Source organism: Streptococcus sp. Marseille-Q0941, from assembly GCF_943736975.1.
Lineage (GTDB): Bacteria > Bacillota > Bacilli > Lactobacillales > Streptococcaceae > Streptococcus.
This window is the reverse complement of sequence record NZ_CALSFO010000003.1, coordinates 555,975-573,442: the sequence shown is the minus strand read 5'-3', so window position 1 is coordinate 573,442 and position 17,468 is coordinate 555,975. Positions and strand designations below refer to the sequence as shown.

Annotated in this window: 33 protein-coding genes; 1 reads left to right on the top strand and 32 read right to left on the bottom strand. The window is 33.2% G+C overall.

The genetic code is table 11. From position 1 onward, the window contains the following. Positions 1 to 122 precede the first annotated feature (122 nt). The 31 genes from NGI26_RS04825 to NGI26_RS04675 all read right to left on the bottom strand — a co-directional run bounded on the left by NGI26_RS04825 (position 123) and on the right by NGI26_RS04675 (position 16,709). Positions 123 to 527, bottom strand: a complete 405-nt coding sequence (locus tag NGI26_RS04825; protein WP_251936818.1) for an NTF2 fold immunity protein — start codon at positions 525 to 527, stop codon at positions 123 to 125. A gap of 23 nt (positions 528 to 550) precedes the next feature. Next, on the bottom strand, positions 551 to 1,135 hold the full coding sequence (locus NGI26_RS04820; protein ID WP_251936816.1) for a hypothetical protein: 585 nt from the start codon (positions 1,133 to 1,135) through the stop codon (positions 551 to 553). 114 nt (positions 1,136 to 1,249) lie between these two features. Then, positions 1,250 to 1,621, bottom strand: coding sequence for an SEL1-like repeat protein (locus NGI26_RS04815; protein WP_251936814.1), 372 nt, complete (start codon positions 1,619 to 1,621; stop codon positions 1,250 to 1,252). A gap of 69 nt (positions 1,622 to 1,690) precedes the next feature. Continuing rightward, positions 1,691 to 1,840: a hypothetical protein gene (locus NGI26_RS04810; protein ID WP_251936812.1), complete on the bottom strand. Its 150-nt coding sequence runs from the start codon at positions 1,838 to 1,840 to the stop codon at positions 1,691 to 1,693. 333 nt (positions 1,841 to 2,173) lie between these two features. After that, a complete protein-coding gene (locus NGI26_RS04805; RefSeq protein ID WP_251936810.1) occupies positions 2,174 to 2,593 on the bottom strand; it encodes a DUF2750 domain-containing protein in 420 nt (139 codons plus the stop codon). Positions 2,594 to 2,595: 2 nt separating this feature from the next. Continuing rightward, positions 2,596 to 3,024: a DUF2750 domain-containing protein gene (locus NGI26_RS04800; protein ID WP_251936808.1), complete on the bottom strand. Its 429-nt coding sequence runs from the start codon at positions 3,022 to 3,024 to the stop codon at positions 2,596 to 2,598. Between the two features lie 59 nt (positions 3,025 to 3,083). Continuing rightward, positions 3,084 to 3,488, bottom strand: a complete 405-nt coding sequence (locus NGI26_RS04795) for an immunity 22 family protein (RefSeq protein ID WP_247912218.1) — start codon at positions 3,486 to 3,488, stop codon at positions 3,084 to 3,086. 137 nt (positions 3,489 to 3,625) lie between these two features. After that, positions 3,626 to 4,126, bottom strand: coding sequence for an SMI1/KNR4 family protein (locus tag NGI26_RS04790; RefSeq protein WP_251936805.1), 501 nt, complete (start codon positions 4,124 to 4,126; stop codon positions 3,626 to 3,628). 59 nt (positions 4,127 to 4,185) lie between these two features. Further along, the gene (locus NGI26_RS04785; protein WP_251936802.1) at positions 4,186 to 4,524 is read right to left on the bottom strand and encodes a hypothetical protein; all 339 of its coding nucleotides are present in this window, start codon (positions 4,522 to 4,524) and stop codon (positions 4,186 to 4,188) included. Positions 4,525 to 4,538: 14 nt separating this feature from the next. Beyond that, complete coding sequence (locus NGI26_RS04780; protein ID WP_251936798.1) at positions 4,539 to 4,889, bottom strand: hypothetical protein; 351 nt, start codon at positions 4,887 to 4,889, stop codon at positions 4,539 to 4,541. A 25-nt stretch (positions 4,890 to 4,914) separates the two neighbouring features. Continuing rightward, positions 4,915 to 5,031 (bottom strand): hypothetical protein, encoded by a 117-nt coding sequence (locus NGI26_RS04775; protein ID WP_251936795.1) that lies wholly within the window; start codon positions 5,029 to 5,031, stop codon positions 4,915 to 4,917. Next, on the bottom strand, positions 5,028 to 5,309 hold the full coding sequence (locus NGI26_RS04770) for an RHS domain-containing protein (RefSeq protein ID WP_251936792.1): 282 nt from the start codon (positions 5,307 to 5,309) through the stop codon (positions 5,028 to 5,030). The genes NGI26_RS04775 and NGI26_RS04770 overlap by 4 nt, the downstream gene beginning before the upstream one ends. A 73-nt stretch (positions 5,310 to 5,382) precedes the next feature. After that, positions 5,383 to 5,817, bottom strand: coding sequence for a CTP synthase (locus NGI26_RS04765; RefSeq protein WP_251936789.1), 435 nt, complete (start codon positions 5,815 to 5,817; stop codon positions 5,383 to 5,385). Continuing rightward, entirely contained in the window at positions 5,814 to 6,074 is a 261-nt protein-coding gene (locus NGI26_RS04760; protein ID WP_251936786.1) for a hypothetical protein, read from the bottom strand. Before NGI26_RS04760 ends, NGI26_RS04765 begins: the two co-directional genes overlap by 4 nt. A gap of 450 nt (positions 6,075 to 6,524) precedes the next feature. Next, entirely contained in the window at positions 6,525 to 6,848 is a 324-nt protein-coding gene (locus tag NGI26_RS04755; RefSeq protein WP_006148361.1) for a hypothetical protein, read from the bottom strand. A 167-nt stretch (positions 6,849 to 7,015) separates the two neighbouring features. After that, positions 7,016 to 7,492, bottom strand: a complete 477-nt coding sequence (locus NGI26_RS04750) for a hypothetical protein (RefSeq protein WP_251936783.1) — start codon at positions 7,490 to 7,492, stop codon at positions 7,016 to 7,018. A 317-nt stretch (positions 7,493 to 7,809) separates the two neighbouring features. Next, positions 7,810 to 8,328: an Imm15 family immunity protein gene (locus NGI26_RS04745; protein WP_251936780.1), complete on the bottom strand. Its 519-nt coding sequence runs from the start codon at positions 8,326 to 8,328 to the stop codon at positions 7,810 to 7,812. 369 nt (positions 8,329 to 8,697) lie between these two features. Continuing rightward, positions 8,698 to 9,234 (bottom strand): hypothetical protein, encoded by a 537-nt coding sequence (locus NGI26_RS04740; RefSeq protein WP_251936777.1) that lies wholly within the window; start codon positions 9,232 to 9,234, stop codon positions 8,698 to 8,700. Then, positions 9,203 to 9,388: a hypothetical protein gene (locus tag NGI26_RS04735; protein ID WP_251936774.1), complete on the bottom strand. Its 186-nt coding sequence runs from the start codon at positions 9,386 to 9,388 to the stop codon at positions 9,203 to 9,205. Before NGI26_RS04735 ends, NGI26_RS04740 begins: the two co-directional genes overlap by 32 nt. A 184-nt stretch (positions 9,389 to 9,572) precedes the next feature. After that, positions 9,573 to 9,935, bottom strand: coding sequence for a cytochrome C biogenesis protein (locus NGI26_RS04730; RefSeq protein ID WP_251936770.1), 363 nt, complete (start codon positions 9,933 to 9,935; stop codon positions 9,573 to 9,575). Positions 9,936 to 9,975: 40 nt separating this feature from the next. Then, positions 9,976 to 10,665, bottom strand: coding sequence for a hypothetical protein (locus NGI26_RS04725; protein WP_251936767.1), 690 nt, complete (start codon positions 10,663 to 10,665; stop codon positions 9,976 to 9,978). Then, entirely contained in the window at positions 10,662 to 11,042 is a 381-nt protein-coding gene (locus NGI26_RS04720; protein WP_251936764.1) for an RHS repeat domain-containing protein, read from the bottom strand. Before NGI26_RS04720 ends, NGI26_RS04725 begins: the two co-directional genes overlap by 4 nt. Positions 11,043 to 11,091: 49 nt before the next feature. After that, positions 11,092 to 11,706, bottom strand: coding sequence for a hypothetical protein (locus tag NGI26_RS04715; RefSeq protein ID WP_251936760.1), 615 nt, complete (start codon positions 11,704 to 11,706; stop codon positions 11,092 to 11,094). Positions 11,707 to 11,867: 161 nt separating this feature from the next. Then, the gene (locus tag NGI26_RS04710) at positions 11,868 to 12,236 is read right to left on the bottom strand and encodes a DUF7716 domain-containing protein (protein WP_070515436.1); all 369 of its coding nucleotides are present in this window, start codon (positions 12,234 to 12,236) and stop codon (positions 11,868 to 11,870) included. 23 nt (positions 12,237 to 12,259) lie between these two features. Then, positions 12,260 to 12,823, bottom strand: a complete 564-nt coding sequence (locus tag NGI26_RS04705; RefSeq protein ID WP_251936740.1) for an RHS repeat-associated core domain-containing protein — start codon at positions 12,821 to 12,823, stop codon at positions 12,260 to 12,262. Positions 12,824 to 12,923: 100 nt separating this feature from the next. Further along, the gene (locus NGI26_RS04700; RefSeq protein ID WP_251936737.1) at positions 12,924 to 13,181 is read right to left on the bottom strand and encodes a hypothetical protein; all 258 of its coding nucleotides are present in this window, start codon (positions 13,179 to 13,181) and stop codon (positions 12,924 to 12,926) included. Beyond that, positions 13,178 to 13,588 (bottom strand): hypothetical protein, encoded by a 411-nt coding sequence (locus NGI26_RS04695; RefSeq protein ID WP_251936733.1) that lies wholly within the window; start codon positions 13,586 to 13,588, stop codon positions 13,178 to 13,180. The genes NGI26_RS04700 and NGI26_RS04695 overlap by 4 nt, the downstream gene beginning before the upstream one ends. Positions 13,589 to 13,777: 189 nt before the next feature. Beyond that, positions 13,778 to 14,362, bottom strand: coding sequence for an SMI1/KNR4 family protein (locus tag NGI26_RS04690; RefSeq protein ID WP_251936730.1), 585 nt, complete (start codon positions 14,360 to 14,362; stop codon positions 13,778 to 13,780). Positions 14,363 to 14,511: 149 nt separating this feature from the next. Continuing rightward, the gene (locus NGI26_RS04685; RefSeq protein ID WP_251936727.1) at positions 14,512 to 15,153 is read right to left on the bottom strand and encodes an Imm43 family immunity protein; all 642 of its coding nucleotides are present in this window, start codon (positions 15,151 to 15,153) and stop codon (positions 14,512 to 14,514) included. Positions 15,154 to 15,203: 50 nt separating this feature from the next. After that, on the bottom strand, positions 15,204 to 15,887 hold the full coding sequence (locus NGI26_RS04680; RefSeq protein WP_251936724.1) for an RHS repeat-associated core domain-containing protein: 684 nt from the start codon (positions 15,885 to 15,887) through the stop codon (positions 15,204 to 15,206). 225 nt (positions 15,888 to 16,112) lie between these two features. Further along, positions 16,113 to 16,709, bottom strand: coding sequence for an SMI1/KNR4 family protein (locus tag NGI26_RS04675; protein WP_251936722.1), 597 nt, complete (start codon positions 16,707 to 16,709; stop codon positions 16,113 to 16,115). Between the two features lies 1 nt (position 16,710). On the opposite strand from NGI26_RS04675, the gene NGI26_RS09310 reads away from it, so the two are divergent. After that, positions 16,711 to 16,965, top strand: a complete 255-nt coding sequence (locus NGI26_RS09310; RefSeq protein WP_502961301.1) for a hypothetical protein — start codon at positions 16,711 to 16,713, stop codon at positions 16,963 to 16,965. Between the two features lie 51 nt (positions 16,966 to 17,016). On the opposite strand, the gene NGI26_RS04665 is transcribed toward NGI26_RS09310, so the two are convergent. Then, positions 17,017 to 17,433: a CTP synthase gene (locus NGI26_RS04665; protein ID WP_251936719.1), complete on the bottom strand. Its 417-nt coding sequence runs from the start codon at positions 17,431 to 17,433 to the stop codon at positions 17,017 to 17,019. Positions 17,434 to 17,468 lie beyond the last annotated feature (35 nt).

Sequence of the window (17,468 nt, the reverse complement as noted above, 5' to 3'; positions counted from 1 at the left end):
TGGAGTCTTTCAATTGTTTGCCAGTCTTGGGGTCAAATGTGCCAAGGGTTCGCGCGCACCGTACACGCCTCACGTCAGGACTGGAGGTTTCATACTGGCTACAGTTTGCTAATTACTTTAATTTAGATATGTATAGAATACCATTTCCCATCATAACTATCAAATTCTTTTACATTATCTAGTTTCCAGAGACCTGCCTGTTTTTTGAATTTATAAAGTCTTTGTACTTCCATTCCAGCGTAAAGAACATCATTTTTTACAGTTATAGAGCTACCTTTTTCTTCTATTTCAATGATTTTCTCGTTATCTGGATTGAATGTTGGAGGGTAGTTAACAGTCATACATTCTAACTTTCCCATTTTTCTTGGTTTATCTGTTAGGTATTTATCGTATATTTCCTTTAGTGTTTGTTTCAATATCTCATCAGGAATATCTGTGCCTGCATCAATATGCTTATTAGCATTGTCTTCCCATTTATACATTTCCATCAGAAAACTATTTAATACTGTTTCAATACTTTCATTCATAATTCAATCCTTTTTAGTTTTGTTTAAGTCGTTTGTACGAAGAATAATCCACCAGATAGATCTCGATCTATAAAAATATATCCTATGTTCTCAGTTAGATAAAAAATTTCATTTACTTTTTCAGGTAGATCCATTCCTAAGATTTGACCTATGAAAATATATTTTTCTAGAAAATCATAACTCTCTTGTTGTAAATATTCAGGTTGTCCTCCTAAAAAACTCATTTGATCTGAATTCTCAATAGGATTAATTGGATAAAATTTATCTAGGTTAAACTTGAACTGATTTTTATCTCCGATGATAACTTTCGTATATCCTTGAATAGCATCGTCAATTTCAGTAATGTAGTCAAGAAAATAATCTTCTTTATCATAATAAGAAAAAACGTAAATTACTTTATCTTTATATTCCTTATCCTGAAAATCTGTTTTAAATTGAGGTGCAATAGTCAATAAATTTTCAATTGGCATAAAAGCAATCAGTGCTAACTCATGACCATCTGGCGCTATCACTTTATTTGAATAATCTAAATCTAGCCCAACTAATATATTATTTATATTGGGTTTACTATCTAAAAAGTTAAAATTAACGTATCCATTTTTTTTCATTTAAATTCTCCTAAAAATTTAAGGGCATTTCTTACCTGCTTTTTTCAATTTTCTAAGAAATTTCTTGGCTTCTTTTCTTAAACGTTTTCTTTGAGCTTTAGGAGTTCATGTTTTTCATAATCCTCCTTGAGCGATATCAATCTCTCGATGTATATCAGTGAGTAGGTTAGTAATAGACATCCCATTTTTTTGAGCAAGTAGAGCCCATTTTTCCGCTTCGTCTAATTTGTTTTTGTCTTTACTGTCTTGGTAATGATCAAAGAATATATAGGCCAAATCATATTGTGCTTGAGTATTACCTAATTCGGCTGATCGAATTAACCAAAATATAAATTTATCATTGTTAAATTCATAAAAAGCAAAATAATTAGCTAATTTTGATGCTGCTTGACTATTGCCAGAGGAAGCATCAATTTTTAACTTTTCCAGATCAGTTTTAGAAATATACATACTGTCATTTATTGAAATGTTGGCATTAGATTTCATGTCTCTATCCTTACTGTATGAGTTATTATAAGACGTTAGAAAAATACTTAAAAAATAAATTTAAGGATTTCATGGCTTAATTGTAACATATTTACCTCCATTTAATCCTTCTCCTATAACTGCACTAACATTTTCTGTCGCACCACGTACAGGTGTTGTTAATTCATTAGCCAATTTTTGAGCAAATGAATTGTCCCCTTTTCCCTGTTTGACAAGCAACTAATGTTACTGGTTTCCCTTTGTACAAGGTTTATGTCTACTACAGTTTTTGAACAATTATCACATTTGTTCATTAGTCCTAATGGATTATTCCATTTCGTTGTATTAGGTGCAAATCTATATAAATTCTCTTCACCAAGTAATCCGATTGAATCCTGATTCACAAACCGACCCGCATCAGGTTCTTAACACCTGGAGAAGTTGTAGTGTACCCCGTCTCACGGTCGGCAAACTGGTTTTGCAGGCGGAAGGGCTGATTCGCATCCTTGTAAACCCGCTCATCCTTTTTCAGGCGACCTTACGGTTTGGTTGGATTTTGAACTGATCATTCGTTTAAAGATAAGGCAAATCTAAGGCCTCATCATAACTTTCATCTAAGATTTTATTGACTGAGGCAGCAAACTGAATAGCCTTCATATCAATAGTTTCAGGATTATTAGGAATCGGAAAGACAGCTATACCTATATTATTTTCTATTAACCATGGTATCCCATCCTCTAAAAATTCTTCTATCTCAATTTCATAAATATCAGAATTCTTATCCTCAGAATTTGCCATAATTCTCGCGAATTCTAATTCAGGCCATATGGCTAAAGATGAATTTTTCTCATCTCCCCATAATATCCAATCTCCGTCTTTGTCTGCTAAAACATATAAAACTCCAGAGTCAGTTATCCTTTTTAAAGTATGCTCATAACGTTCTTGACTGGACAAATTAAGAATTGCATTTATTGCTTTTTTATGTAAACCCATTGTTAACCTCCTAATAAATAAGGTAAATCAAATTCTTCCCCATACCACTCATAAAAATAATCATTGATCATCTTAGCAAATTCAATTGGATCAAAAATAATAGTTTCTGTTTTTTCATCTATAGGAAAAATAGCTAATCTAATATTACTTTCAGACATTAAAGGAACGGTATCTTCTAAGAAGTTCTTTAGTTCCATTTCATCTATTCTCAATGCTTGAGGGTTCCATTGGAGAGCTAACTCCGCAAACTCAGATTCTGGAAAGATCATTAGATATTCTTTTCCTTCATCATCTTGCAAACATATCCAGTCATCCTTTCCATCAAGTAGGTATAAAGTTTCAGTACCGGATATAGTTTTAATAGAATAATCCAATCTTTCTTTAGCTGATAATTTAACAATTGAATCAATTGCTTGTTTTGGCAGGCCCATTATTTAAATCCTTTCTACTTAAAAATTTGATGCAGGCTACGGCTTGCTAGGCAACCAATTTAACGAAACTTTTTTCTAGGATCTTTAAACGTTCCTATAAATTTTAAGTCATTATAAAGTTTTTCTGGATTATCGGGTTTAAAAGTAGCGTTTGCATAATAATACAAAGAATTCCCTTCATTCACACCTTTTTCTTTAGAAGCTCTTATAATTTCTTCTGTGGCTTTTTTCGAATGCGTACCAATTTCTTCAGCTAAAATTTCAATTGGAACAATCTCTCCGTTTTTGGTACGAAAAGCTACAAAAAAGTCTGAATCAATAAATGAAACCCCAAAATCTGCAAATGCTGGACATTGAGAATCTGAATCTTCCATTCCTTCAGTGTATTTATTAAATTCATCTAATGTCTTATTTGATGTTCCTATCCATACAGAAATCATATTTTTTGTATCTGAATCAAGCATTTTAATCGTCCTTTCTCAATTATTGAAAATTTAATTTTAAATTTATTTCATTACAGAGGCCGTCTGAAAACAGAAACCGCGTGCGTACCGCGCACACTTACGTCGGGATTGGAGGTTTCATACCGGCTACAACCTACTCATTCATTTTCATAAGCATCACCATAGCTTTGAAAAGAGGAATCTAACCAAAACCATTCTTTTTCATTGGAAACCAATTTCTCCAGTAGTTCTGTAAATGACTTAGCAATAATGGGAGACTCATCAGGTGTAGCATGAGTTTCTATAAAACTATCATAACAAAAACCAAATCTTTTTTTGTTTAAGTCTATACTGATAAATTGACAAAGCTCTTGAGAAGATGCAATCATGAACCAATCATTACTGATATCATCTGTCAACTCCTCCCAAATAACATCATCAACTGGATATAGAATTTGGTTTGTTGGTTGCAATTCTGAAAGTGAACTGATTCTTATCTCACAAGAAGTATCAATATTGAGAATAGCATATTCATAATTTTCATAAAAGAATTCTAAATCTTTTGGCAAAGGAAAAGCAAATTCTGGTTTTGATACTGCTTTCAAAAATTGATGGCTACTTTTTTGTTCTAATTTTTCAATTAATTCTTTGATTTTCATAAAATACTCCTTAGGACTGAAAGTTTTTGTTCAGGCTACAGCTTGCTTACCTATACAAGTTATATTCTGTTTTTTGCTAAAAAAATATTTTCTAGTGTTTTCCTAAATGAAACCATATTAGTGTCTATATTTATTTCAATATCAATATGTTTCTCGATTTTCAAAGATTTCTGAATATCTTCGCCAAAATCGAATGATAAGATATTACCTTTTAAATCATAAGTAACGTTATTATTTTCAATTGAAAACGTTTGTTCATTGAATTCAAGATATATTTGATCATCTTCATCTTGATTGAAGGTTAGGGTGAAATAATGAAAATTTCCCAAATCAAAGTAGATATATGACAAACCTTCATCATCGGACTCATCAAATGAAATTTCTACTGGGTTCCACATAGATTTATTTTTAATTAGCAAACTATAACCTCACAATCGGATTCTCCAAAAATATACTCAATATATTCATTTAATCTTTTATCAGGTTGATAAGTAATAATTAGATTTTCAATACTATTTTGATAAATTTTTTGTTTTTCTTGAAAATAAATAACTAATTTATCAGAATAAATCTCTACCTTTTTGAAGCCACCTATTCCTGAATATTGCTGACTGTTTATTTCATAATAATAGTATTCTAAGTTGTCAACTTCTCTTTGCAAGATTAAGTAATTATTAGGATTAGGTTTTTTACTATCTGCAAAAGCAATGGTAAGAATACCATCTTCTATCTTGTAATACGTGTTTTTTGAAATAATTTCCATAAATAATTCCTTATCATATTGTTTCTTAACACTTTCCAGAACCAAGTTTTGCTAATCCCCAAGGTTCAAGCCACATAGCCACATTCGGTGCAAACCAATAAAGGTTATCACAGCTATCCAACCCGATCGGGTCCTGGTTCACAAACCGACCCGCCTCCGGCTCGTAATACCTGAAGAAGTTGTAGTCAGCATCGGCATATTGGTTTTGCAAGCAGAAGGACGGTATGCGCTATCTGTTACCTTGATTTCCTCTTTTAGACGACCCCAGCCGGTGTAGTTGCCGAACCACAACAAATTGCCGTCCTTATCGGTCATCTCTCTTGGGATGCCGATTTGGTCGCAGTGGAAGTAGTGGGCTTGTTGGCCGCTTTCTCCGTCTTCGATGATGTGGTGTAGATAGGCAAAACCGTGTGCGTGCATACCGCACACCCTCTACGTCAGGACTTAAGAGTTTATGCAGGCTACGGCTTGGATTTACGCGAGCAACAGCTTCTCAATCCTCATTAGCAAAAAATTCATAAGTATCTATCTCCTCTTTTACGAAGACTATAACAACTTTACCTTCAGGTATCCTTTTTTTGGACATGCCACCTATGGAAATACCTAAAGTGGGAAATGTAATATATGCTTTTCCATCAATGCAATCATATTCTTCTTTTAATTTTTTAATATTTTCAGGCTCAAAAAGATTTAAATTATCAAATATTGGATTCAGATGTTTACTACAAATAATGCTAACTAATTTATTATTTTTATATTCTAATGTGCAGGCATCTCTATATTCAGAAGTAATTTTAAGAATGCTATCTTCTATAACCTTTGCTGCCTCTCCATATTTAGCAATAATTTGCTCCATCGTATTTCCAAGCTGAAAAAAACGATTACCTAAATCTATGCCTTTAAAAGGAATAATTTTAACTTCATTCACTTGCATTTTCCAATGACCTTTCTTAGTTTAGATGCTTGATATTTAGTGATTAATTTCTGTCTAACAGCTTCTCGCACCATCCTTCTCAATCTCTTATCATATTTATCTATAAATTTCCTCTTAGTCTCAACAATATCCATATCCATAGCCAAATCCCATCGACCTTGAAGGATAAATTGTCTTTGTTGCGCTCTCCAACGACGAGCAGTAGTTGAACTCCCTGTACTTGACATGCCTCTATGATCTGATTTATCCATATGATACGCAGGTGCAGAACCATAAGATGGTCTATTTGGTAAATCTTTATATGTTCCCCAAGCTGGAGAGTGATTAGTTTCTCATCCTTTATGGCTCCCTCTCTCTCCTCTGTAAGTTCCTCAACGTGCTAAATCTAAAGTATCAATCCACCCAATGGAATTCGGCGCAAACTGATATAGATTATCTCCACCAAACAACCCAATCGGATCCTGATTCACAAACCGTCCTGCATCAGGTCGTAATACCTGAAGAAGTTGTAATGCAGCCCCGTCTCAAGGTCGCAATACTGGTTTTGCAGGCGGAAGGTTTGGTAAGAGCTATTCGTTACCTTGGTTTCCTCTTTCAGACGACTTGATAAGTCATTGGAACAAGAGGCCGTGTGTGCCTTGAGATATGCACACTATATGTATGCAGACTACGGCTTGCTGTATAATTTTTTCATTTGAGGATCAAATTTGTTGTGAACCATCAAAATTTGTATCTAACCCATCTATATATTTCTCAAAATCAAGGTGATATAGTTTTTTTAAATTTCTAATCCAGATAACAAATTCAAAGAAAATCTTAATATTTTCATCTGTTATTTCAAATATCCCGTTGTCTTGGTGAGATTCTTGGATAGCTGAGATAATTCTCTTAAATATTTCTTTATTTTCCCTAATTTCATCAATAGGTAATGTTTGCAATCTATCAATAAAAAATAATTCATCCTCAATACTTAAAATAGAGGGTGAGTTTTCCAATTTTTCATTTAGTTTAAAAATAGTATTCATATAAAATTTTTATAATTCTTGGTAATCCTTTACATCGAATTCAAGATCCATTCTGACCTTATAAATAAAACTATTATTTTCAAGTTTTTTTAATAATTCTTTCATGCTAAATACCTTTCAGTTATACAAAGCCTGCTTCTTCTGGAATAGTTTATTTATTTTTAAAGTTAAGCGTTCAGTCCAATAGAAATAGATAACACATCTTCCTCATTGTCGAGTAGAGATATATCGATAACTTTATCTATTTTATGACTAAATAATTTTAAACAATAAAAATTAGGTTTGTTTATTAATTCTAGCCAATTGCTAATATTTTTTATTTTGATAATAAACAAGGGGAATAATTCTATTGGTATTTCAGCCGAATCATTTATTCCTCCATAAAAGTATACATAAGCAATATCATTTTCCACTGGTGCAAAAAAATTTAATAATTCATTTTTTATCGATAAACTAAAATTTTCTTTTGATAATTCTATATTTCTATAGGGGGTAAAAGTACGATTTATTATGTCACATGAGAGTGGATATGGAATAATTTTTTCAGAATCTGAAATTAAATTATTTAAAAAATGAATTTCTTTCATTCTTTTCATTAAATGATTCTGTTTTAAAGTAAAGATCTTATTTTCTAAAGTTGTCATGATACCATTTCCTATGTTGTTCGGTTACATTATCTTTGTAGTACTTCCAAGAAAATGTACCATTCCCATTATTTCTTTTTTGACCAAGATTTCCATCCATCCTGGCAGTAGCTACATGCAAGTGTGGACAAGGATATTTTGCAATCGGAAGGGTGGGTGCGCGGCATCCCGATTTGGTCGTAGTGGAAGTAGTGGGTTTGTTGGTGGCTTTCTCCTGTTGGGGATGGGTCGTCTGAAAGCTGGGTGAGTGAGGGTTTAGGGTTTCAGACAACCTTAATGTATGCGTTAGGAGGGGGCTAATTCTATTTACGCTTGTTTTAAATATCCTCCTTTTTTAATATAAATACCCTAAAAATTTCATGGCCAAAACCGTCATCAAATTTAGAGTAAACAATGTTAAAAATGTCTTTATAATTAAAATCAGATGAATATTCATGTAACCATGAGAAATTTTCTAAATTTAAGACTGGATAATTTTTAAATGTATTTTCATATTTCGACCTATAAATACATATGTTGGGTATATAAAAACTATATAGATTATGTAATTCAGAACTTATATCCGGGTATGTTATACATATTGATAAATCGTTATCTATCAAAATATCTTTTGCCATTAAATTTATATTATTAATGTAAAATATTGCAGTATTTAAAAAGAACAAATTCAACTGTTTTGGGGATAGCATTTTCAAAAATGGTTTTTCTCTTCCAGTTCTAGTAATCAAAGGAATTTCCTCAAATTCAACAGGATGCTTAAGTAATTTAATAATTTCATCATACTGATATGATTTTTCAGTTTTTGCTAACTTTGTTAATAGTTTTAAGTATTCCATTATGTTTTCCATCCTTGGCAAAATAAGAAATCTCTATCATCTTTGGAGAATGGGGGGATTCCTCGATGTTTATCGTGAATAGTTCCATCTAGATTTAGTGCCGCATCATTATAAACTCGATTATCCTTTTTCAAACGACCCCAGGCGGTATATTCGCCGTACCACAAGAGATTGCCGTGGATGTCGGTCTTCTAGCGAGGTATACCGATTTGGTCGCAGTGGAAGTAGTGGGATTGTTGTCGACTTCTCCGTCATCGTTGATGTGGTTTAGACAGGCAAAACCGCGTACGTGCGTACCGCACGTACCCTACGTCGGGATTGGAGGTTTCATGCAGGTTACGGCTTGCTATAACTTACTTACAGAGTATTTCATGTTAGAGGAAGAAATTCCATCTTCAAATTATTACTAATAACTAATTCTTTGAATTTATCAGAAAAAGCCCAAATTAAATCATCATTTATATCTTTTGCACAAAACTCAAAACCAGATATATTTCCTAAAAATACAGGTGGATAATCAATAAACTTCTCTCCATCTATTTCATAAAAATTTGATTTTTCCATATCTACTAATCTAGCAGTTAATTTAATCTTTCCAAGGAAAAATTTAAATTCATCATTCTTGATTCTAAGTTTAGCCGGAAAAAAATCTAATTCATCTTTTAATTTATCAGCCAATTTATTAATGAAAGTTTCAGAGAACAATAACATCTTAGGAATTGTTTGAATATAATCTGTATTAGAAATATTTTTGGAGGTATATCCACTCTGAGCTATAAAAACTGCTTCATCTGTATAATTACCTTTATTGTAATTAATAAATTCTACAATTTTTCTATCATCCTGTTTTAAGTCCACATACGCTTCTTCATTATCAATAGCAGAGTATATTTGATAAAGAGTCATCATTTTTTCCTTTCTTACTATTACTTTTAGAAATTGGTGCAGCACAAATATATTTGCCAGTTCTAAAAGCTTCTCCTAATTCGTTTTGCATTTTTAATATTTTTTCTGAGATTTTCTTTTTATTCCATTTTTTATTTTTAGCAATGGTAGCCAATCTTTCTAATCGTTGCTCCAGTATCGAATTTGTGCTAAAGACTCGTAGGAATCCGTGGGTGTAGATATAGGTATACTTGCCATCCCAAACGAATCTGGTGGCATCTTCGAGGCCGTATGAAACTTCTTCGTTTTTCAGACGACCTTTAGGTTGTTTGTTGGTAACTACCCTAACTTATGCCTTGTTATACATAATTTCCTATCTTTTTTCTTAAAAATAAAAATATTTTTACCCAAAAGGGTGTTGTTAATCCCCAAATTCCTCCGAATATCAATCCTTCAAAGAGCATAAAACTCTCACTTTTGATTTGTATAGCTAATCCCAGCAACATCCCAATTAACATTTGAATTATGGATAGATATTTAATATTTTTTCTTTCTAATTCTAAATGAAATAAAATAACTAGAAAGAAAGAGATGATCGGAAACACGACCAACTTAACTATCGTGTTATCTCCATAATAGGCCATCCATAACCAAATGAAAAACCAAGAAATTAAAATACTTATCCAATACTTTTGAATAAATTCTTTAAATTTAATTAACATAGAAGTCCTTTGGCTATGATGTTTACAGCATTTTCTTGAGTTATATTTGTTCATATAAAGTTAAATTCTTTTCTGTGCTTTTATATATATCTGTATAGAAATAAATTCTATTATCTTTTATCTCTTTCAGATAAACCAAGTCTTCGATACCACCAATATACTCAATGGATAAATCATCTAAATTTAATATTGCAAGCCTAAATCCAACTAGACAAAATCGTCTAATGAAAATAGGAATATATATTTTTCTATTGGAATACAACAAAGGCCCTCCAAACCCCTGTTCTTTAATAATAACTTGACCGTTAATGGATAGACTTCCAACTAAGGGAGAACCTTGATTTACTTCCATCAAATCAAGATAACTGACTTCCCATTCGTCAAACAAAAAATTTTCTTGAAAGTCTAAAGGAGTTTCATTCAAAATTTTTAACTTAGGCATTTTTATAGTCAAAGAATTGAAATCTTCTTCTAATTCTACAAGGAGTTTACCAACCTCATTATTAAATGGCCAAGAATCAATTACTATCCGAGACAATAAAAATTCTTTTCCTTTTTTTTGTTGAAAAATAGTTTCTGAATTTAGATAATTAATCATGTCAGATAGTTCATTTTTTATAGAAACTAACTGCTGTTTATTTGTATAACTATATTCATCACAATTATTAATCATTTTATCAATTTCGACTAAAACTATATTAATCTTTTTTATAAATTGCTCATGATTCATTGTCTTATTAAACTTTCTAAGTCATTAATATATTTTTGTATTTGTCCACCAGGAAACCCAATCGGGTCCTGATTCACAAACTGCCCCGACTCAGGCTCGTAATACCTGAAGAAGTAGTAGTGCAACCCTGTTTCACGATCAGCGTACTGGTTTTGCAGGTGGAAGGGTGGGTGAGCAGTTCCGGATATGTTGGTTTCACTCTTCGGTTTACCGCAACCATAATAATTCCCAAACCAAACCAGGTTATCTTCGTCACTGGTTATCTCTCTTGGGATGCCAATTTGGTCACAGTGGGAGTAGTGGGTTTGTTGGCGGTTTTCGCTGTCTTCGTTGATGTGGCTTTGATAGGAGTAATCGCTTACATTTGTGCCGCACACTCTATGTCAGGACTAAAGGTTTTGTGCGGGCTACGGCTGCTCAAACATCTTAAGTATTATAATTTAGATAATCTTTAATAAAATATTCAAAGTTATCCCAATGTTTGCTAAATTGTTTATTTTCTATAAATTTTTGAATAGTGGGAGCCTCTACAAAAAAAACTTCATCGGTATTTTTATCATACAGGATATAATCATCCAACTCATTATTCAACAGGGAAAAATAATTATCAGGTAAGCCAATATTTTTTCTCAAAATTTCTGTTTGGCTACTTGAAAAATCCTCTAAATCCATTGCTAAATCAACTAAATATCCAATTTTCCCATAAATTTCATCACTATATGTTGCCCAAAATTCAATGAAGTCATGATTTACCTCCCCAAAACCTAACCCTTTGAATAATTTACGATATTCCTCCTGACTTTCTGGGAATATTCTACCAAATTCATCATTAAGATACTCCTTAAAATCATCATCTAACATAACAAACCTCTCTTTTGTAAATATGGGTAAATTAACATTAACATCCCCCAACTTTCCTTCTTTGCCTTTTTTCTGCTTTTGCTCTATCTTTCCGATATTGCCTTCTATCTTTACCAAATGCTTTTCTATCTTCTGCAAAATATGGATGCTTGCCATTTCCATCAACTTTCGCCAATTCATAGCTAGTTTTAGATGAGTTTGTTAAAGAACAAATAGTTCAGACGACCTCAAAGAAGATAGTGAGGCCGTCTGAAAAACAGAAACCGCGTGCGTGCGTTCTGCACACACCCTACGTCGGGATTGGAGGTTTCATGCGGGCTACTGCTAGCTGAATTATAGATTTAAAATTCAATGTAATCATCATTATCCATGTAATAATTTAGAGCATCAATAAATTGATCTTTTGTAAAATTTGGATACCGTTCATCTAAGTCATCGTAAATATCCATAAATACATCCCCACTACATAAAATATCCAATCCATTCTCATTTACAAAATCAGGAAAAACTTCTTTTCCATCCACTATTTTTGGACCGTTATCCAAATAACAAACCGTCTCTAAATCAAGGATACTCTCATCTTCATCAGAGGAAATATATATGTATGGAAATTTTGCAAATTTATCAGTATCTTCATCATTAAATAATCTAGCACAATCAATAATTTCTGATATGCTAATTTTTCTTCTAAAAAAATTATCTAAATTCATTTTTTGTTCCTTCTGTGGTTAAATTAACATTTACCTAATGGTTTACCAGTGCGACCGTTTAATTTTCCTCGCCGACCTGGTCTACCACCTCCCCATATACTTCTTCCGCCTTTTCTTTGTGGGTGATATAGACCATGATTTCTTCTATGGTCATTATAATCAACCAGTACCAACCTTTTTGTATCCTCATGATGATGCCATGTTAGTCCCTGTTTATTTTTACCTTTTCCCCAATTGGGACTTGAACTCATATCTCCAGATTTCATCCATTCTTTTAATTCAGGATAACGATTAAGCATATCCCGTTTAAATGATGGGTTAGATTCCATTTTTTTAATAAATGCCTTATTTGCATCATTAAATTGCACAGCATCACTTGAATATCTAATTCCTGAATCTAACTTATGGTCAAAGAAAATATGGTATTTCCCATTATTAGGTCGAGTAGCTAATCCTAACGGGTCAACCCAAGCCTGTACACTCGGAGCAAACCAATAAAGATTATCTCCACCATCCAACCCGATCGAGTCCTGGTTTACAAACCGACCCGCTTCAGGCTTATAATACCTGAAGAAGTAGTAATGCAACCCTGTTTCTCATTCGAGGCCGTCTGAAAAGCGGAAACGGAACAGAAACTAACATCAGAATTTGAAGGTTTTGTTCGGGCTACGGCTTGCTTATCACACTTTATTTCCTTTTTAATTTATTACTAATCTCTCTTACTACATTAGAAGGACCACTTAATGTTACTCCTATGTATGTTTCAATTTCGACAGTTAAAATTAAATTATTTACTTCGTATCTTGCCAAATAGTAATCCTGAGAACCTACTAATGCTGAAGATTCATCCTTTTTAACCGCACCTATCTCTTGCAAAGTTAAAAATAATGATTTAATAAGTTTTTCATCATATTCATTGCCAATAACAATAGACTCATTGATCATAATCCTAAATCCTTCCCGCCTGTTCGTGATGCAGACTCAATAATATCATCCCAAGATTTTCCTTTTTTACGCAACCAATCTATAGATGGACCTTGTTTATCACCATATTTTTCCACATTTCTAGCATATATTTCTTTTAATTTATCAGGTGGGGTTAAGTTTTTATACTTTACTCCTAGCTCACGTCTTTTCGAATGCAACGTTCGTACAATAATTTCCTTATCGATACCCTTACGAGCCATTTTTTCTCCTAACGCCTTCAAACCATTCACTTCTTTAATATATGCTTGGCGTAATGGATGTACATGAGAAGTATTTTTTACACATTTGCCACATTTTAGCTTTGAAGCAACTTTTGATATTACTTTAGAAACAACCCCAACAACTATGGGAATTACACGAATCAAACCAGATTGTCGTCCTTATCGGTTATCTCTCTTGGGATGCCGATTTGGTCGCAGTGGAAGTAGTGGGTTTGTTGGCGGTTTTCGCTGTCTTCGTTGATGTGGCTTTGATAGGAGTAATCGCTTACATTTGTGCCACACACTCTATGTCAGAACTAAAGGTTTTGTGTAGGCTACGGCTTGCTTCAATTATTAAACTGGAATCATTCTGCTAAAGCAATCATATAGATTTTTACCAATTAAATAGATATTTTGAAATTTCACTTTTTCAGGCATTGGCACACCAAATTCATCAAAATAATCTTCTTCATCCCATTCATTTTCATGATCCCAATAGAAAATTTGCCCAATTCTTTTTCCTTGAGTACATAGACAAATCAAATCACCAAATTCATTACTTGATATCGGTAGAAAATTATCTGGTATTCTATTTTTATATTTTTCAAGCCTCTCACTAATTAGGGAGTTTTTTTGGTAGTTTATATTTTCACCATAAAAGAAACCTAAATCGCCTCCACTCCATTCAATATTACCACCCACAGGAACATCATCATCCGGATAACAATATTCAGGAAAATTACTATATGGTGTTAACTTAAATTCTTTTATAAATCCTGTCTCTCCACCAAATAATTCAAGATAATCCAAATAATCAGAAAATTCTTCTTTAGTAATATCTAAAAATTTAGACATCGATTTTCTAGATGTAGGAATCAGTGGTTCAAATGTAAACCTTTGAACTCCACCCATTTTTTCAACCAAACTCTTAATTTTCATTTTCATTATTCCTTTCTGTTATAACTTCGTCAAACAATCAACATTTCTTATTAGATCGTTTATTGCGTATCACACTGGCTGGACCTGTATGGCGAATACCATCTTGTGCATACCCGAAGATAAACATCCCACCTGTGAAATAAGCTTTGCTATGGTAGCTTCCCTCGTTTGGGCTTAATAAAGTCATTTATACTTAAATTATGGTCATTCATGAATGTATCTAATAAATCATCCAAAGGGACGAATTTGTAACCATCGAGGTTAGCATTTTTTAAAACATTCATGAGATTGGCACTTACTATTAATATATTATGCAATATAGTGTCATTTAACTGAAATAAATCATATTCCATATCAGTGAAATTTATTTTAGAAGGTAAAATGGTTCCCATCTCTCCTATTTGGAAAACAGAAGTTCGGTTATCAAAAAATTGCTTGTTTTCGAATGCAACAAGCTTATAAGCTTTTTCTTCAGCTACGCTTTGACTAGAAATTGCAACAATTACAGGAATGGAAATATGAGGAGCAATTCTGTATTTATTAAGTAGACTCCAACATTCTTGTGAAAAAAGATGAGCCGATTCAAAGTAATAATCAAAATTTAATTTTCGTTTTTTCCATAAGTTCAGATATATTTTTTCTTGATTAATTTGAAAAATCTCTTTGCTCATATCTACTGAATGAAATGATTCACTTTTAGGATTCATCATGTCAGTAGAAAATAAACCAAGCATCTTTCCTGGGCAACTTTTACTTTCATAATCTACTAGCATTGCATAAAAATTATCCATAAGAAATGACTCCTTTAAATCTTTAAATCTTTATTACATAATAACCAAAATTAATTCATTCTATTTTTCTGACTATTGCATGTAGTAACCTGCGGGACATTTCCTGCCCAAATCCGCCTTCTTAATTCAATTTGAAGCTTGCGAACAGCTTTTTTCTTCTCTTTATCAGACATCTGTGATTGCTCTATGGCATCTAACCGCTGTCTTACCATATCGCTATAATTTGGATGACTAGAACTATGATAGACTCTCATACCTTTTCCTACTCCATCCAAATAAGCAGCTCTGCTGCCAGGTATTAATAAACCATTACTAGCCCGATCCCGATGCCCCTGAAGCCCAATTCTATCTAAGAAATCTTTCTTTTCTGCCCAAATTTCTACAGGAATTAGATTGTGTGCAGAAAGCCTATCTCCCTTTTTCCCTCCAAGGGCTCTATCTAAAATACGACTTGGAGATAATCCTAAAGTGTCAACCCATCTTTGGGCATTCAACGCAAACTGATACAGATTCTCCCCACCCCACAACCCAATCGGATCCTGATTCACAAACCTCTCGGCCTCAGGATCGTAATACCTGAGGAAGTTGTAATGCAGCCAAGTCTCACGGTCGACATATTGGTTTTGCAGTCTGAACGGCTGGTGCACGTTCTTGTATACCCACTCATCCTTTTTCAGATAACCCCAGACGATGTATTCGCCGTACCATAAGAGATTGCAGTAGATGTCAGTCATCTCATGCGGTATGTCGATTTGGTCGCAGTGGAAGTAGTGGGTTTGTTGGCGGTTTTCGCCGTCTTCGTTGATGTGGTTTTGATAGGCGAAACCGCGTACGTACCGCACATATCCTACGTCAGGACTGAAGGTTTTCTCCGGTCTACGATTTGCTAATCAAAGCTAGAAATATATAATTCAGTTTACAAATTACATATATCTTTAGGTACATAATATTTCAAACAATTATTCTTCTTCTAAGACCATACGATTAAAACAGTCATACAAATCTTCTCCGACTAAATACATATTTTGCATCTTTACTTCTTCAGGCATAGTTTTTCCAAAATCATCAAAATAATCTTCTTCATCCCATTCGTTTTCATGATACCAATAAAAAATTTGTCCTATTTTTCCCCCTTTTATACAAAGACATATCCTATCTCCGCAGTTATTCTCAGCAATAGGTAAAAAATTTGTAGGAATCCTATTCTCCATTTTTTTTATAGCATCACTCAATGAATAGTCAGTTTGATACGATTCTCCTTCTCCATAGAAACAACCAAATTCCCCTTTCTTTATTACAACATTTTCTATCGGTGAATCAGGGGGATAACAATAGCTTGGTAGCCCATTGTCATACATGGTTAATTTATAAAATACTTCATTTAGATATGTCTCTCCTCCAAAACACGTCAAATAATCTAAATAATCAGAAAATTCTTTTCTATCAATATCTAGAAATTTTGACATTATTTCTCGTGATAAAGGAGCGAAAGGCTTTGCTCCGACCCTTACAACTCCACCCATTTTTTCTATTAAAGTTTGCATTCTTGTGCTCATAATGTTTACTCCAGTTAAAGGTTATGGACATGTTTTTCCGATTTTCTTCTTATTTCAGACGATCACAGGCGGTGTATTCGCCGTACCAAAACAGATTGCCATGGATGTCGGTCATCTCTCTTGGGATACCGATTTGGTCGCAGTGGAAGTAGTGGGTTTCTTGGCGGTTTTATCCGTCTTCGTTGATGTAGTTTTGATAGGCGAAACCGCGTACGTACCGCACATTCCCTGCGTCAGGACTGAAGGTTTTGTGTAGGCTGCGGCTTACTCTACATCGGAATTGGAAGTTTCATTGGCTACAATTCGATTACACCTCGATAAAACATTCAAAAAAATCAAAGTGATTTTTATCGAATGCAATTAATAACTTGCCTTCAGGAATTTTTTTCCCTGTCATACCTCCTATACAAATTCCGAGATTCTTAAAAAGGATATATTTTTTTCCTTCGATAAATTCTGAATCGATGGCTTTAAGATCTTCGATTGAATTTTTGAATATATCAATATCTCCTAATATGGGACTAGAATCTTTTAAGCAATATCCATAAACCAGTTTATCGTTTTCATAAACTAACTCACAAGCATTTCTATATTCCACCTTATTATTCATAATATTATCTTCAACCATTCTTGCTGGTTTTCCATATTTTTCTTGTACTTCCTCAAGAGAAGTACCAAATACAAAATCACCAATTGATTCATATGGCTTAATCAAGTAGTTCATATTAACCCTTTCCAATATATTTACATTAATAAAAT